Here is a 16,273-nt window from a genome sequence, read left to right on the forward strand (position 1 = left end):
CCTGTTAATCTGCCATGAATGTACAATCTGTTTCGCGTTATGTCGCACGTCACCCTGAAATTTTGCAAAGCGAACCAATTATCGCAGGAACCAGGACTTCCGTTCGGGCGATCGTGGAATTGTGGCGTTTGGGTATTACTCCTGAAGAAATCCCCATGCACTTACCTCACCTGAAATTAGCTCAAATTTTTGACGCGCTGAGCTTTTATTTGGATAACCAAGAAGAAATAAATACTTATATTGAGCGCAATCGAATTCCTGAAGAATTGATTCATCCTGCTGTTAAAGCTGCAATGAGAAAGCCGTGAAACTGTTTGCAACTATTTATACAGATGAAGATGTTTCAAGGCTTGTAGCTACTTTACTGCTGGCTAGAGGGTTCGATGTGACGACAACCAGCGAACAGGGAATGCTGAGTAAATCCGATAGCCAACAATTAGCTTACGCAGCATCTATTGAGCGATGTTTGCTCACCCATAATCGCGTAGACTTTGAGCGACTGCATCTAGATTATATGACAGAAGGAAAACAACATTCGGGGATTATTGTGATTCCTCAAAAGAACGCCTATGAGATTGCTCAACGGGTTGCCATTTTATTAAATACCCTAACGGCTGATGAAATTACTAATCAGCTTTTATATGTATAATACCAAATCCGAGTTAAAAACCCCGTTTATTTCTTAGTCCGCGGAGGCGGACTTCGTTTTTGTAGTAGCGGTTTCAACCGCCGAATGATAAAGGGGGTAGCTATTCCCAAGGGAAATCCGGTATCACCTCATCAATTTCAGCCATAATTTGCATTGTCTCTTTCAAAGCAACTACGACGCGCTGATAGTGCAACACCTCATCAAAAGATAAACTGCGATTTGCTTTTTTGCGGTCTTTAAGCCATTTATCCAATACTTGATATCCACCTATTTTAAACGCCCAAACTTCGGGGAAAATACCTTCAAAATATTGCTGTTTGTTAATATAAATCCGCTGTTCCGATTCATTGTAAGTAACTTGAGTAACAGCATTATCGCCGCTAACAGGATATTTAGTAATTACCTTATTTAATTTTTTCGATTTCATCAAGTGCAGTGCTACCAATTCCTCACCTTTTTTAGCGAGTGTTGTGAAAAGTTCATTGTCGGAAGTTAAGGGTAAGCGGGGAAAGTCTATTTTGAGGAATTCTGCATAACGCTGGCGGTAGGTAGGAATGTGAAAGACAGCATAGGCGTAATAAAAGATTGCTTCGGGAGTTGGTACATAGCCTAGTTTTTGACGAACTGCACTGAGAAAGTTTTGGGAGAAATTGGGAGTGCGATCGGTGAATAAATTACCCTGTTCGTTTTCGGTGTCAGGATAGAGGTAAAGGGGAAAAACTTGGTTTGCTTCCCGGCTGGTTGTCGAAATTACACAGTCATTTGCTGGAACATTTGCACACCAAATATGCTGAAAGCCTAGAGTAGCTTGTTGTCGCGGACACAGCAGCGAAAGGTTTTCTTTAGTTAAATGCTGTTGCAAAACAGTTCTAGGATAGTCCATCGCTACAGTGCTAAAGTAGCAAAAACGCCAATCAAAAGGACGATATAAGCAGTCGATTAGCCATTTTTCCCAGTTTTCATTTTGGCGAATTTGTTGTCGGGCAGTTTCTACATTCCAATCACGGTTATCTTTGAGATCGTATTTTTCCTCAATTTCCTTGTTGGATATTTTGATATTCCTGAAATCTTGTAACTTTTTCTTGATATCTTCCCTTTCAAACTCAATGGCAAAGTGATCGCGATGAGTTTGAAATCCCAGTGTATTAACTGGAAAAATTTCGGTCAACTTCCAACCGCTGTTATACTCGGTTCTTAAATCGACATTCTGTATAATGAATAAATATTCTGGTGACCGAGGCTCAACAGCCACCCATTCAGTTGTCTCGATATCTAACTGGTTGAGAATTTCATATTTAGAAGTTCGACTTCCCCATAACTCCGCATGATGAACTTTTGCCGGAGTAGACTTACCAGGTTCTTTGATAAAAATGCCAATACTGACTCCCTGCTGAATATCAAACACATTTTGGTCTGGCGAACCATCTGGAGAAACTTCTTTCTTTTTAGAATTACCGTGCAAATCTAAAACATAGATATCAGTGAAAGTCTGCATCAAATTTTGACGCATTCCCCGAAAAGTCGGGTTATCGAGATAACCGTGATTAGTCACAAAAGCCAAAACACCAAACCCCGTTTGACTAACTCGCCACTGTCCAAAACGAATAAATTTTACATAATCATCTTGCAGCCATTTAGAATTGCGCTCTTTCAGCGGTACACCGTCCACATAATAGTAATCTTTTACCAATCCTGCTATCCATTCACTCTTATTAGCAGAATGACCAGAATAAGGCGGATTTCCCAACACAACCATCACCGGGACATCCCGCTTAATTGCTGAAGCTTCATTAGCTTCTTGCGCCACAAATTGAGCAAAGAGAACCTCTGATTTTTTTAAAGCTTCATCTAATGTATTGGTGAGATAAACTCCTAAACGCTGCTTGCTGCTAAACTCATAGCCGAGATTTTGCAGTTGCAAACCGAGTTTAAGGTGTGCTATGGCATAGGGAGCCATTAACAACTCAAAACCAAATAATCGGTTTAATAAATTATCCTGTACATACTGATTCCAACTCCCAGATATTCCCATATCTGCCAAATTTTGATAAATGCGATCGACAACTCCGTAAAGAAAAGTACCCGTACCAGTTGCCGGATCTAGAATTTGAACTCGCGGCTGTTGCGTATCTGGATTTTTGCTATTATCTGCCAATCCTAGAGGTAGATTAAAACGGTTTTTCAGAATAGCATCGACAGAGCGAACAATATAGGAAACAACGGGTTCAGGAGTATAATAAACGCCGCGACTTTTCCGCAAAGCAGAATTATAAGCTGCCAGAAAGGTTTCGTAAAAATGAACAACTGGATCGGATTGCCGAGTGCGGCTACCAAAGTTTTCCAGAATAGCAGTCATGTCAACTCGCCCTAGTAGCTCGACTAAATCATCGATTGCCCAGTTAATTTTACCGAGTAAATCGGTCTCGATAATACTGTTAAATAATCGCCGCAAAAACGGATTAGTGGCTGGGATGTACGTGCCCGCTGTCCGGCGGTCAAAAAGTTGATTTCCGGGATTCTGAGCGTGACCAACTCGCGCGGCAAATAAACCATAGGAAATAGTTTGAGCGTACATATCTGCAAAAGCCGCATCATTGAGATCCGGCAGCAATATCTCATTAAATCCACGCTTGAGTTGATGTAATTCTCCGGTTTCAGTTTCGATTTGCAAAGCTGATTCTGTAGCGAGTAGAATTGATTTAGTTAAGCGCGCCATCTGCTTTGCCAAATCTTCAGGACTGTTAATGGCTGCACCGGCGTAATTAAGAAATCCCTCGATTAATTCAAGAGTTTTGTCAGAATTGCAGAGAGTAATTTCGTTGCCTGTTCTTTCGGCTAAAACGGCGGTCAATCTGACTTTCCCCTCAACATACCAGCGAAACTCTAGATAATTGGTGAGAATTAAATTTCCGTTTAACGATTCTCGATATCGCTGCAACTGTTCGGTTTTTTCAACAGGATTCAAATCTAAGCCGACATCCTTAGCTTCCACATAACCGACGAGTAAATCCCTGCGCCTGACAGTAAAATCTGGAACACCAGCTTTATTACCTTTTTCTTCTATGATTGCTACCAAACTAGCCGCCGGATTATCGAGTAAATTCTTGATACTTGGGTAATGGGTGCGCTCGCTTCCCCGCTGGAGATTGCTCTGAATTGACTGGATGTAGGTATCAAAACGCATTGGCTTCGCCGTTAACGGTATGAATCATTATATAATGGTAAGTGTAGGGCGATCGCACTCTCCCCCAAAAATGCGATCAAAATTATCTGCGTCCATCTGCGTCATCAGCCTCAATCTGCGGTCAAAAAAAAGATTAATCGCCTCGCTTACCAGCCTAAAAAATATAAAATATAAAATCATAAAAAAATGCTCCGACTATCCCAAACCCAACTCAAAATCCTCGAAGAATGCCCCCGCAAATTCCAACACAGCTACCTCGAACTACTCGCCACCACCGCCTCCCCAGAACACAAAGAAAAACTCACCTGGGGAAGCCACTTTCACCTATTAATGCAGCAGCGAGAACTCGGACTTCCCATTGAATTCATCATCCAACAAGACCCCGAACTGGGACGCTGTGTGGCAGCATTTATCAACACCGCACCCGAACTTTTCGCCAATTCAGAAAATAGCGATAGAATTTTCCGCCAAGCCGAACACCCCCGCACCCTAATTTTCCAAGACTACCTATTCACCGTTATCTATGACTTGCTAATAGCCGAACCAAACGCCGCCCAAATTCTCGACTGGAAAACCTATCCCCGCCCTCAAAAATCAAAATGGATAGCCGAAAGTTGGCAAACTCGCCTCTATTTATACGTCTTAGTAGAAACCAGCGACTATTCCCCCGAACAAGTTTCCATGACATACTGGTTTGTACAATTGCAAGGAGAAGAACCGCCGCAAAAACTCACATTTTATTACAACCAAACAGAACACGATCGCACAAAACAAGATTTAACCCACCTATTGCAGCAGCTAACCGACTGGCGACAGCGCTATACCGAAGGTGGCGAATTTTTACCCCAAGTAGAAATTAGTTCCAATCTTTGCGATTCCTGTCAATTTGCCACTCGGTGCAACCGCACACCTGACACAAAAACTCCCTCACCAGATATTCTCGCAGAAACTCCCACAGATTGGCTGCCAAATCTTGCTATAATCGATGAAATATTTATTTAATTCAAATCTTGTACTATGCAACTATTAGTCGCCCGGTGGGGGCGGGTTTATAGATATTGTGGATGTGAATGAAAGATTATTGGTGAACCCGCCCCTACAGGAATTAATGAAATAACTTATGACACAACTACTTCAAAATTTGCAAACTCAACTCCTATCCCAGCCCCCAGATTGGCTGATCCAAGCTGTCAGGAACCACGCACCCGAACTCCCCGGAAACTATGCCGCCGCACTTCTCTGGTATAGAGGAATTCACAACCCCGAACAAATACCCGGTTTCTTAAATCCCCAACTTTATCAACCCGCAAGTCCCTTTGAGTTCGGACTAGAAATGAACTGGGCGATAGAAAGAATCCAGCAAGCACGAAACAGCGCAGAAAAAGTCGCAATTTGGGGAGACTTCGACGCCGACGGCATTACCTCAACCTCGGTACTTTGGGATGGACTGGGAGAATTTTTTACTCAAAACGACCAACTAACTTATTACATTCCCAACCGCTTAACCGAATCTCACGGACTCAATATCACAGGAATAGATGCCTTAGCAAAATCGGGAATTAGCTTAATTATTACCTGCGATACCGGCAGTACAAACATCGCTGAAATCGAATATGCGACTAGCTTAAACATCGATACAATTATTACCGACCATCATACATTACCAGACGATCGCCCGCCAGCTACAGCCATTATCAATCCCCGCTACTTTCCCCCAAACCACCAACTATTTAACCTTTCAGGAGTGGGAGTAGCTTACAAATTAGTTGAAGCATTATATCACACATTACCAGATATTCCACAGCGCCCGATCGCAGATTTATTAGAATTAGTAGCGATCGGCTTAATTGCCGATTTAGTCCAACTTACAGGAGACAGCCGCTACCTAGCACAAATCGGCATCCAACAACTGCAAAAACAAATTGCAAATCCCACCCGCCCAGGAGTTGCAAAATTGCTCGAACTGTGCAAAAGATCGGGCGATCGCCCAACCGACATTTCCTTCGGCCTCGGCCCCCGAATCAACGCCGTCAGCCGCATTCAAGGTGACGCCAGCTTCTGCGTAGAACTCCTCACCAGCCGCGACAAAAAACGCTGCGAAGAACTAGCAAATTTAACCGAAATTGCCAACTCCCGGCGCAAATCTTTACAAAAAGATGTTGCCAAAGATGCCGCCAACAAACTAGCCAAACTCGACCTTTCAACTACTAGCGTCATAGTCCTCAGCGACCCCCAATGGCCCGTAGGAGTATTAGGATTAGTAGCGGGACAAATCGCCCAAGAATACGGCCGTCCCGTGGTTTTATTCTGCACAGAAGGAAGCGAAGAAATTAACGAAAATTCCCCTGAAACACAATTTACCTCTTTCTTAGATTCAGAATCACCAACACTTTCCCCATCCAAAATTGCCCGGGGTTCGGCGCGTTCCGCCAATCAAATCGACCTTTACCAATTAGTCAAAGATCAAGCGCATTTATTGCACAGATTTGGCGGTCATCCTTTCGCTGCCGGATTGAGTCTCCCAGTTGAAAATATCCCCCTATTTACCGATGCGGTAAATCAGCAACTGCGGCAACAATACAGCACAGATAGTTTAACAGCGACCCCCGTTCAAGCCGACCTAAAAATTACCGTCTCCGAATTAGGCAAGGACTTATTTCAAGAACTAAAATTGCTCGAACCCTGCGGTATGGGAAACCCCGCACCCAAATTGCTGATTGAAAACTGCTGGTTTGAAAATCTCTGGAATCAAAAAATTAAGGATTTGAAAGGGCAAAAAGTAGAATATCTTAAAACAGAATTTACAATTAGGGATGAATCTACCGATATGGGATTTCCCGGCATTTGGTGGGGACACAATCAAAATGAAGTTCCCCAAGGCCGCTGCGATGTCACCGTTGAACTCGATTTTAATACTTACAAATCGCGGTATGAAGTGCGCCTCATAGCAGTGCGGGAACGCACGGAAGACAACCCAATAAATTCCCCGACTCAAATAGATTGGATTGTAGACTGGCGCAATAGAAATAACGATGAAGAGTTATTAGGCGCTAGCACAAACTTAGAATCTCAAATGCCGATCGACAATCTAGTTTACAATTCCGAAATGGTCGATCGCGAAAACTCGATCGTCCTCAAAGAATGCCCCGCAAGCTGGGACGAACTGCGGATCTGGTTTCGGCAAGCACAGCACACTCAGAAAAAACTCGCGATCGCCTATACTTTACCTCCACTCGTACCCCCACAGCAAATCTGCCAACAGCTAATCGGCATCGCCAAATACCTCAGCCGCACCAACAAACCCGTCACCAGACAACAACTCCGCCAAAAACTCGGCATCAGCGACACATCCCTGCAACTGGGGTTCAAAACCCTAACATATCTCGGTTTTAAAATCAATTATCGCGATCGAGCTTTCCACATCGCCAGACAACCCGAAACCGCACGGCGTGAAGACGCGCCAGAGGAAATCCCCAAACCCTTATTAGATAGCCAATCCATTCAATTCTCAGTGCCAAATTCCCCGATTGCCGCGCGTTTTGCAGCGCAATTCCTAGCAGCAGTCTCCGAAGAACAATTCCGGCGGAAATATTTCTGTGAAGTACCCCTTTCCACCATTGTGTCGATCGCGCGAGAAACCGTTTTCCAAGAAGATTCTACAGCAATTCCCTTCTAACTGATATCTGCCAACATTTTCAGTAACAGGCAAGATGCCTGTTCCACTTATGAGTTGACTTTTTTGGTGGGGCGAACAGGCGAAACCCCAGGTGGGGCGGGCTTCTAAGCTGTACAGAATTTAAATTTTATATGTCAATTCCCTATTCCCCATTAGCAAGAATCCTCTGGGCCTCTTCCTCTCTCCTTCTCTCCCCCTCTCCCCCTCTCCCCCTCTCTCCCTGGCAGGGCCTATTCCTGACACGGAGGCAACATCTCAGTTCTAAGAAATATCTTAGTTCTGAATTCATCCCGATAAAATAAGGCATAGGGCAATGGGAGTTATCCGTTGCGAGTCAGACCCAAAACTCATAACTCCTAACTCACAAGCCAAAACCCCAAACTCCCCACCGCCAAACTCGATCGCCCATCTCCAATTTAAAACCCCTATGCTTCTCTGTCCCCGCTGCCAATTTGAAAATCCCAATCCAAACAAGTTTTGTCAACAATGCGGAAATTCCCTAATTTACAAACCTTGCCACGAATGCGGTGCCCAAGTCGCTTTTAGCGCCGCATTATGTCAGAATTGCGGCGTCGCAACAGGTCAAGTGTGGCGGGCGATTATCTGCGGTCGATCGAATTTTCCAGCAGTCGAACCAGACGAGTCAACCATACCCCCAGCCGAATTTCCCCAAAAATCAGACATCGTTCCACAAACCGCATCGCCCCAAAACTCTGCTGAACCAATCACAGACAGCATTCAAACAGAAATAACCACCCCAACCGAACCCCCAACAGCAGTCGAATCAACTTCTCCACTGACCGAAGTCGCCGAATTCAGCAGCCCAGAAATAGACGCTGTGGTAGCCGTGGGGGCGATCGTACCAGCATCCTTTCAAACAACAGAAAAAAGCTCTACTACAGCACCAGAGCGCGAAATAACCGCATCTGAGCCGAATTTTACAACCGCACCACAGCCTAAACAAATCCAGGAAGCAACAGAGAACTCCGACAGCCCAAACATCGCTGACATCTCCCCCCCATCTCCAGAATTCCCCGTCCCCAATTCAGAATATTTAATCCCTTCCCAGCCAGCAGGAGCTTATTTAGACACTCAGCAGCGCTACCAACTCCTAGAAACCGTGCCGCCGAGAAAACGCTCAGACACAGTAGCAGTAACAGTCTTGGACTGTCAGCCGCTGGAAATGTCACCCCTCAAAGCCATGCTAGCAGCCAACTCTGCCAGCGTCGCCAGACGAACCTCCCCCTACACCGCAGCAATCAAAGGCGGAGAAAATTCAACCAATCCCGCCTTAGCAGAGCTTTGCCAAGGCATAGCTGAACCTTATCTGGCACTCCGGTGGCAATTCTCTCAAAACCTGCCAGTCATTCACGATAGCTGGTCAGACAACGAACAGGCAGTGCTGCTGCTAGAAGACTGTTCCCAATGGCCGCTGCTGGTAGAACGCTGGAGTCAACCCGAAACTTCCACCCAGCAAATTTTATACTGGCTGCACGAAATGACAGAACTGTGGGCTGCCCTAGAACCCTGGCGCTGTCGGCAAAGCTTGTTGGAACTGACAAATTTGCGAGTCAACCCCGACTCTTCCTTTTCCTTGGCTTCTTTACGGCTGCAATACCTCTATCCCGAACCCGCCGGCTCAAACCTGCAACTGGTAGATTTGGGGCAACTGTGGCAGGTGATATTTAGCCAGTCCGATCATCGCACTCAGTTTGGCGCATTGCTCGAACTCCTGCAACAAATGTACAGAGGCGAGATTAACACAATAGAAGAATTGCGATCGCGCCTAGAAACAGTTCCCCTCGAACTCCAACCCGCACCTTCACCAAGCTCAACCCCGACACGCAGGCATTACCGCAGCCCCGACGAGTCGCCCGCCGACGTTGGCGAGGTCTTAACCCAGCCCATGCCACTCCAGATTTACAGCTTAGAAGACGCAGGCCTCACCGATGTGGGCCGCACGCGCGACCACAACGAAGACTTCTTCAGCATCTGGACTCAGCTCAACAAACTCGAAAGCTGCTTCGGTCGCATCTTTCAAACCAAAGGGCTTTACATTCTCTGCGACGGCATGGGCGGACACGACAGCGGAGAAGTAGCTAGCCAACTAGCGGCTGAAACCCTCAGAGAATTCTTTCAAACCTGTTGGGAAAATCAACTACCTCCGGCAGACACTATCCGCGAGGGAGTCCTGCTAGCCAACAAAGCCATCTTTGAAATCAATCAAAAAGACGGACGCTCCGGCAGCGCCCGCATGGGTACAACTCTAGTCGCAGTCTTAGTTCAAGACACCCAATTCGCCGTTGCCCACGTCGGCGACAGCCGCCTCTACCGACTGAGAAAGGGACAAACCCTAGAAAAAATCACCTCAGACCACGAAGTGGGGCAGCGCGAAATTAAGCGCGGAGTTGACCCGGAAACTGCTTATGCCCGTCCCGACGCCTATCAACTAACTCAAGCCATCGGCCCGCGAGACAGTAATTTTCTCAAGCCAGAGGTGCAGTTTTTAGACTTGTGCGAAGATACTTTGTTGATTTTGGCTTCCGACGGCCTGACAGATAATGATTTGTTGGAAACTCACTGGCAAAACACTCTCGAACCCCTTTTCAATCCCCAAGCCAATCTCGACGAGGGAGTTGCTCAGTTGATTGAACTGGGCAACAAACGCAACGGTCACGACAATATCACGGCAATTATCATTCGGGCGCAGGTAGGCGCATTTCGATTTTAGAATTTAGATGCTGCCAACTTTTTCAAAGGTGGCGTCTTTCCGCCGTGACGGCCTGGGTTAAACCTGCAATTGTTGCATAGAAAAAAAACAGCTTCTGTCGTTTCCGGGCAAAGCTTTACTTCTCGCTCTGTTCTGAGGTATCCGGTGTTAAAATAGCTTCGGTTTGAGTTATCAAAAAATGATTACAGACTCATACAATCTCCAAAAAGCTGTGGAGGACTAACCATTTATCAGTAGCTTTAATTGGGAGACTATGTTCAGGAAATCTACCGAATAAAGTTGCTTGATAGTAAGTGGATTCATCATAGTTGAAAGAGCTTTAACTTACAAAAATAGTTAGTCTAATGAAAAAAAATCAACTACAATGAAGTGAGTCAATCGATTTTAGATTTTAGATTTTAGATTTTAGAATTGAAGCATTGACCCCACGCATAAATTCGGGGGGCAAGTTTCATCTGATACAGGTTTTTTATTTCTGGACGGATGAATCACGTGGCGGGTATCCTGAATTCTTTCGGTCAGCAGGCGGGCTGATGCGAAATCTGTTTTATACTCGATCGCTCTTGGGGCAATTTGGGCCTAGGCAGGAAGTGCCCGCGCTACCTATAGATGTGGGGGTAAATCACAACCTGCTGCTCCAGCAAATTTACGTAAAAGTTTAGCGATTGTTTACCTACTTTTTATAGTTTCAATTTTTAAATCGATCGACTGTGTTTTAAGGAGCGATCGACCCCTCAGAAATTTTACGGATAATTGTTCCCAAAAAACTATTTATAAATTCATGGTTTATGAAATCTTTAATCATAATCAGGATATTATAAAGTTTTCCTGAAACTAACCTGTGAAGCTCATAATTAATTTTTAATTTCTAATTTTTCAAAGCCCTACGCCCCAAATCTGTAAATTCCCGCCCACTCTCACTGCCACATCAGGGAGTTCAACCACATCAATCGAAAATGCTGCTGACTCTTTTAGATCCAGAAAAACAAACCCCCCTGCAACAGTGGAGTTTCCAGAGCGAATCCATTATTCGCATTGGCCGCTCTCCAGACAATCACGTTGTGATCCCCAATGCTCTAGTGTCGCGGCAGCATCTGGAATTGCAAAGAGTTAATAACGGGAGATCCAGTCAGTGGTACTTAGTCAATTCGGGGACAAATGGCACTTTGGTTAACGGTATTCTCATGTCTCAGGGTTGGATATCCGACGGTGCCCTGATCCAGTTGGCGCGGGGCGGCCCAATTCTGCATTTCCAAGTGATTACTATTGAACTCGGGGGCAAGATTGAGGCGAACCCCAACGTCAATCTTGTGCCACCAAGGTGTACCCACGTGGGAAACCCGCCGGGGAATTTATTCTGCATCCACTGCGGCGAACCGATTAAAGTCGATCGCACGGTGCGTCACTACCAAGTGCTAAGAACTTTGGGCCAAGGCGGTATGGGGACAACGACTTTAGCCTGGGATCGAGAGAAAGCGAAAGCTCAACAACCCGGAAGTTCCCCCGCCGCTTCTCTGGTAGTCCTCAAGGAAATGAATGCTGATATGGCTCAAATCGCCAAAGCTCAAGAACTGTTTGAACGTGAAGCTAAAACTCTCAAGGCCCTCCACCATCGGGGAATTCCTCAGTTTTTTGACTTTTTTGTGGAAGGGGGTAAAAAATACTTGGTGATGGAAATGCTCCACGGCGAGGATTTAGAAAAACGCATCTACAACCGCGGCCCTGTTGCTCCCCAACAAGCAATAGAGTGGATGATCCAAACCTGTGAGGTTTTGGACTACATTCACTCTCAAAAACCCCCGATCGTCCATCGGGATATTAAACCTGCTAATTTGCTGGTGCGCCACCGCGACAATTGCATTACAGTGCTGGATTTTGGCGCCGTTAAAGAAATCGGCACTCCTCCGGGCACTCGCATCGGCGTTGAAGGCTACACCGCACCAGAACAAGACCGGGGACAGCCTCTCCCTCAGTCGGATTTATATGCTATTGGGCCTACTTTAATTTTTTTGCTAACGGCCCAAAGCCCTCAAAACTTTTACGGGAAAATAGCTGGAGGTTACGGCTTTAAGCTCGAAAATATTCCGACGATCGCTCCCAAGCTGCGGGACACCATTTTGCGAACCACGGCAGCTAAGCCTGGGGATCGCTTTCAAACTGCTCAACAATTAGCTCGAGCTTTAGCAGCTTCCCTTTAATAGAAGTCAGAAGTCAGAAGTCATTAGTCATTGGTCATTAGTCATTAGTCATTAGTCATTAGGAACAGAGCAAAGGGAAGAGGGAAGAGGGAAGAATTTAGCAACGGAAATTTATGAAAGAAAATTTACCCGATCGCCTCAAAATTTCTCTCCGACACCCCAGTCCTCCGTCTCCTCTGTTATTCTTCGTCCCAAGCTTCTACAGCTATCAATTCGCTCACGGGGTCTTGCATAGAAAAATCAAACTCTAGCAATTGCTGTTTCCAGTACGGCCATTCGTCGCCGTAAAGCAGAGCAATTTTCCAAATACTGTCTGTGGGCTTGATAATGTCAGACGTGACGAGAGAATGCACCTGACGCTGGAACTTAACCATCGGCTGTATCACCTTCTGGCTCATAATACCTCTTGAATTGTTTAAATCTTGTGTAATTACCACTTCCCAGCGCACACTCTTTATCGCAGTTTCGCCAAGAACAGTCTAGCCAAGATACGTGTAGATTTTAGTCGGGAAGCTACATATTCAACTTGTATCTCAACACTGTTCGTTTTGACAAGGCCCTATAAGCAAGACTGAATAGTCAAGACCGACTTCAAAGAATTAATCATCTGTGAAATGTCGCACTGTATGCTGTCGATCGGCAGTGGAAGGTTTGCCGCCTCAATTGTTTCCACATAGTAGTAGATGCAAGGGCTGCGCTCGGCTTGTTCTGGAAAAGGCTGAGTTTGCGTAGGAGAAACTGCAACTACTGCGCTTTCGCTGCTACAGCGTAATTTCCGCTTTCCTGCGGGTAAACCACACCTGTTTCACCTTCGACGCTGGGTTCGCTGTGAGAGTGGGATGTGAACTACATAAACCGATTATAACTCTACTGACCGCAAAAGCGATCGAAAATTGTTGGATACTGTTGATCGCCACCCCTAAATGTCGATCGAACATTCAAAGGCGACAGCACAGCGGGCGTACCAGCAAGTTCCAAACCCATCGTCCGTCCTGATTGAGTCCATCTAAAATCTCAAATCTCAAATCTAAAATTGTATGACTTGGACAAGGCGACACATTCTCACTCTGGCTGATTTTACCTCGGACGAATACGATACGGTGCTGCAAACAGCAGCCAGTTTTCGGGATGTGCTCGGCCGCCGCACGAAGAAAGTGCCGGCCCTGCAGGGTCAAGTGGTCGCGAATTTGTTTTTTGAACCTTCTACCCGGACTCGCAATAGTTTTGAGTTGGCGGCGAAACGGCTGTCAGCGGATACGCTGAATTTTACCCCTGGAAGTTCTTCTCTAACGAAGGGGGAGACTATTCTGGATACGGCTAAGACTTATCTGGCGATGGGAACGGATTTGATGGTAATCCGGCACGAACAAGCTGGAGTTCCCAGCACGATTGCTTCGGAAATGGATCGCTTGGGGTCAAGAGTCAGCGTTCTCAATGCTGGAGACGGCCAGCACGAACACCCATCGCAAGGTTTGCTAGACTTATTTACTATTTGTGTTCTGTTAGATAACGAAAATCCGCGGCTGGAACTTTTAGCGGGCAAAAAAATTGCTGTGGTGGGCGATATCTTGCATTCGCGGGTGGCTAGGTCTAATATTTGGAGTTTAACGGCTTCTGGGGCAGAGGTTCATTTGGCCGGGCCGCCGACTTTGCTGCCGCTGTTGTTTGCTGAGTGTGGCGATGGTAGGAAAGGCAAGTTATTTTTGCACTGGCAGCTTGAACCTGCTTTGGCCGATGCTGATTTTGTGATGACTTTGCGGCTGCAAAAGGAACGGATGAGCGACCATTTGCTGCCGAGTTTACGAGAGTACCATTCTTTGTACGGGATTACGCGCGATCGACTGAAACTCTGCAAGCCGGATGTGAAAGTGTTGCACCCAGGCCCGGTTAACCGTGGCGTAGAAATTAGTTCGGATTTGATGGACGATGCCCAGTTTAGCCTGATTTCTCAGCAAGTTACCAGTGGCGTGGCGGTGCGGATGGCATTACTTTATCTAATCGGTGGCGGTAAAGTTTAGGCTATTAGTTGTTAGTCAATCGATTTTAGATTTTGGATTTTGGATTTTCGATTGACTTGCGCGAGATAAATGCTCTTTCTTGAGGATTTTCGATTTTCGATTTTGGATTGATTCCACGGATAAATCCGGGGGCTTGATACCACCTTTGAAATTCGTGGTCATGAATTTCGGATATTCCATGATTTTCAGGATCGATCGCCTCTTTACAATAATCGTTACCCAGTATGGCCGGGTAACGATTAAAACTCTTTCTAGAAATGTCAAGTGCTCTAGTTAAGAGTTAGGAAAGCCAGGACGCAGATACCCAGCCGCCACCTTTGACTTGTGCCCAGCCGTTTTTGTAACGACCGGTTAATTTTACGTGGTCTCCACGATATAACTTGCCGATTACATGAGAACAGCTACTGGGGCGGTTGCGGATATTCAGTCGGCCCCCATTGGTGACAACTTTGGCGTAGTTGTGATGACCGTGATGGGCGCGATGGCCACAGTGTTTGCGGTAGCAACCTGCTGCCTGGGCTTCGCCACCGACACTCAGAACAGATAGGGCTACTGCCATACCTGCAACGCCTATCCATGCAGAATTAGGAATTTTCAAGCCCAGTTGGTCTAACGACTTGACTTGGAGTTCGGACTCTGGAGATTCATAAGCAACAAAAGAGTGGCTCAATGCTAGTGCTTCCATAGTTTCCTCGTGATTGTTGTTAACCTTTATTGGTGCAGACTCAGGTCAAAACCTCAATTAACAGCCCAAATTATTAACTTATGTTTCATAAAAGCCACAAAAGGGCGTTAAGGTCTTGCTGTTGCCGAGTATTGGCTAATTTTCCTGAACCCTGCACAGGTATATCATGTCATTGATGTAGCTTTCCGGAACAAAAAAATAAATAAAGTTTACATCGACTGCTCAAAATTTTGCAGACGCGGATCGGAACTCCGGGCTCAATTAAACTTAACTGTTTCATTCAAAAGGGAACGAAGTTATCGATTGGGGTTGGAAATTGCTTGTACTGAGTTGCGAATGACACTACTTATTTTGGTGCTGATTTATTGAATTGCTACAGCAATATCGGCAGTTAATTCGATCGAACAAGCATCCGGCTCGTCTTCAATCACGATATTAATTTGTTTCGGGCCAGTCATAGTGTAGCCGATCGCACTGGTGCAGAAGTTCGGGGCGATGGCGTCGGGCCCTCGCCCGTGCTACAAGATGGGTCTCAAGATTAGTCGCCCTATGTCCCCGACAAGAATGCAAGACAAATCCATCGCGACTTGATTTGTGTCAAGATCAATTAACTTCTCCAGCACCAATTCTTTCGCAATGAACTCCTTCGCTGCACTTTCGATCGGCACAATTCCTCAACGCCATGAATCAGACAGCTTCGCCATTACCTTAGCGCCGTTGTCTGTAGAGGAAATATACGCTTTGGCAGATGACCCCGCGAACGGAGCGGTGGTAATGATGAGCGGTACAGTCCGCAACCAAACTGACGGTCAAGCTGTAGTTTCCCTAGAATATCAAGCCTACGAACCGATGGCCGTGAGAGTATTCCAGCAAATTGCTACTGAAATCCGCCGCCAGTGGGCCGATGTCAATCGGGTCGCCATTCACCACCGCGTCGGACACTTGCAGGTAGGCGAAATCAGCGTACTGGTGGCTGTTGGCTGTCCCCACCGGGACTCGGCCTTTGCAGCTTGCCAGTACGCCATAGATACGCTCAAACACAATGTACCGATTTGGAAAAAGGAACATTGGGCCGACGGTTCTAGCAGTTGGGTTAGTATTGGAGCGTGCGAGGTTGTCGGGCATTAGTCAA

11 protein-coding genes are annotated in these 16,273 nt (G+C 46.0%); 8 read left to right on the forward strand and 3 right to left on the reverse strand.

Features of this window, described 5'->3' with window-relative positions; translation table 11 throughout:
• Positions 1-14 precede the first annotated feature (14 nt).
• Together QUB26_RS12630 and QUB26_RS12635 are read left to right on the forward strand one after the other, a co-directional pair.
• Positions 15-308, forward strand: coding sequence for a DUF433 domain-containing protein (locus QUB26_RS12630; RefSeq protein WP_333140545.1), 294 nt, complete (start codon positions 15-17; stop codon positions 306-308).
• Positions 305-649, forward strand: coding sequence for a DUF5615 family PIN-like protein (locus tag QUB26_RS12635; protein ID WP_333238812.1), 345 nt, complete (start codon positions 305-307; stop codon positions 647-649). The genes QUB26_RS12630 and QUB26_RS12635 overlap by 4 nt, the downstream gene beginning before the upstream one ends.
• 100 nt (positions 650-749) lie before the next feature.
• Here QUB26_RS12635 and QUB26_RS12640 read toward each other — a convergent pair whose 3' ends face one another.
• Positions 750-3,833, reverse strand: a complete 3,084-nt coding sequence (locus tag QUB26_RS12640) for a type ISP restriction/modification enzyme (protein ID WP_333318243.1) — start codon at positions 3,831-3,833, stop codon at positions 750-752.
• A gap of 186 nt (positions 3,834-4,019) precedes the next feature.
• Between QUB26_RS12640 and QUB26_RS12645 the strand changes: the two genes are divergently transcribed.
• The 4 genes from QUB26_RS12645 to QUB26_RS12660 all read left to right on the forward strand — a co-directional run bounded on the left by QUB26_RS12645 (position 4,020) and on the right by QUB26_RS12660 (position 12,438).
• Positions 4,020-4,835, forward strand: a complete 816-nt coding sequence (locus QUB26_RS12645) for a PD-(D/E)XK nuclease family protein (RefSeq protein ID WP_333238808.1) — start codon at positions 4,020-4,022, stop codon at positions 4,833-4,835.
• Positions 4,836-4,953: 118 nt separating this feature from the next.
• Positions 4,954-7,509 (forward strand): DHH family phosphoesterase, encoded by a 2,556-nt coding sequence (locus QUB26_RS12650; protein WP_333318245.1) that lies wholly within the window; start codon positions 4,954-4,956, stop codon positions 7,507-7,509.
• A 427-nt stretch (positions 7,510-7,936) separates the two neighbouring features.
• Positions 7,937-10,240 (forward strand): serine/threonine phosphatase, encoded by a 2,304-nt coding sequence (locus tag QUB26_RS12655; protein WP_333318247.1) that lies wholly within the window; start codon positions 7,937-7,939, stop codon positions 10,238-10,240.
• Between the two features lie 956 nt (positions 10,241-11,196).
• The gene (locus QUB26_RS12660; RefSeq protein ID WP_333238800.1) at positions 11,197-12,438 is read left to right on the forward strand and encodes a protein kinase domain-containing protein; all 1,242 of its coding nucleotides are present in this window, start codon (positions 11,197-11,199) and stop codon (positions 12,436-12,438) included.
• 179 nt (positions 12,439-12,617) lie between these two features.
• Here the strand turns inward: QUB26_RS12660 and QUB26_RS12665 are convergent, their stop codons facing one another.
• On the reverse strand, positions 12,618-12,836 hold the full coding sequence (locus tag QUB26_RS12665) for a DUF4327 family protein (RefSeq protein WP_193973492.1): 219 nt from the start codon (positions 12,834-12,836) through the stop codon (positions 12,618-12,620).
• A 639-nt stretch (positions 12,837-13,475) separates the two neighbouring features.
• Here QUB26_RS12665 and QUB26_RS12670 point away from each other — a divergent pair.
• Positions 13,476-14,456 carry an aspartate carbamoyltransferase catalytic subunit gene (locus QUB26_RS12670; RefSeq protein WP_333238798.1) on the forward strand — a complete coding sequence of 327 codons (981 nt, stop codon included), beginning with the start codon at positions 13,476-13,478 and terminating at the stop codon, positions 14,454-14,456.
• A 280-nt stretch (positions 14,457-14,736) separates the two neighbouring features.
• On the opposite strand, the gene QUB26_RS12675 is transcribed toward QUB26_RS12670, so the two are convergent.
• On the reverse strand, positions 14,737-15,141 hold the full coding sequence (locus QUB26_RS12675) for an SH3 domain-containing protein (RefSeq protein WP_333055329.1): 405 nt from the start codon (positions 15,139-15,141) through the stop codon (positions 14,737-14,739).
• Between the two features lie 636 nt (positions 15,142-15,777).
• Here QUB26_RS12675 and QUB26_RS12680 point away from each other — a divergent pair.
• Positions 15,778-16,269, forward strand: a complete 492-nt coding sequence (locus QUB26_RS12680; protein WP_333228440.1) for a molybdenum cofactor biosynthesis protein MoaE — start codon at positions 15,778-15,780, stop codon at positions 16,267-16,269.
• Positions 16,270-16,273 lie beyond the last annotated feature (4 nt).

This window comes from Microcoleus sp. B4-C1, assembly GCF_036705285.1.
In the GTDB taxonomy this organism is placed as follows: Bacteria; Cyanobacteriota; Cyanobacteriia; order Cyanobacteriales; family Microcoleaceae; genus Microcoleus.